Source organism: Bacillus cereus group sp. BfR-BA-01383 (genome assembly GCF_022663495.1).
Taxonomy (GTDB): Bacteria; Bacillota; Bacilli; order Bacillales; family Bacillaceae_G; genus Bacillus_A; species Bacillus_A cereus_AU.
Genome location: NZ_JAKUFP010000096.1, coordinates 1 through 713 on the forward strand (window position 1 = coordinate 1; position 713 = coordinate 713).

Below are 713 nucleotides of genomic sequence, written 5' to 3' on the forward strand. Positions count from 1 at the left end.
TAAACAGTATGTTTTTTATCTTAAATCAATTATATCCATAAATTTAAGAAAAATTCTGTTATAAGATGCATCAGTACAAGTTATTAAATTTATTATCGGATTTATGTCAGTTACAGTCATATATCTAGTAAGCAAATGATCATCTCTATAATAAGTAATCAATTTCTTCTCTTCAGAAAGAAATGAACATAATAACATGTTTTCAATACGTTCTTGTTCGTCTTGGGTTAATATAGGGCGCTCCACTTTTGTCTGCTTTTTAACAATCTTACCAATACCGATGAATTTCTTCGGTATCGAAGTGAATGGAGTCCGCTTAACCATTCCTATTCTTTTTGGCATATTTGCATAGTTCATGCTGTATATCCCCCTAATTGCTATTAATAACTGTATCATCATATCAAACTTTAGTTATATTAGGATTAATTATGTGATTATAAAATAAATATTTAGAGGTTTTTGGCTTCTTATAAAATCAAACCAATTTAACTAAGCATGATTTATATATATAATAGGAGAAATTACTGTGGAGTCCCTTTGTAGGTAAGTGTGTTGTTGCTGGTTCTGTTGATGCAGGATTAGGATTTATAATTGATGTGGAGATAAGGGTTCTGGTGCAAAAACTTAAGGACAATTGCAATGAATCTATAAATCTTGGACATACTGTTACTATTACTTTAGAAAGGGTGCGTGATTGGTATGGAAAAGGAAAA

The 713-nt window shown here is 30.0% G+C and carries 1 protein-coding gene; it reads right to left on the reverse strand.

Annotation, left to right across the window (positions count from 1 at the left end):
* Positions 1 to 15: 15 nt before the first annotated feature.
* The gene (locus MR065_RS27030; RefSeq protein ID WP_242215739.1) at positions 16 to 357 is read right to left on the reverse strand and encodes a YolD-like family protein; all 342 of its coding nucleotides are present in this window, start codon (positions 355 to 357) and stop codon (positions 16 to 18) included.
* Positions 358 to 713 lie beyond the last annotated feature (356 nt).

Coding starts and splice junctions, on each gene's coding strand:
- MR065_RS27030 (WP_242215739.1), bottom strand. CDS start 357: ATGAACTATGCAAATATGCCAAAAAGAATAGGAATGGTTAAGCGGACT.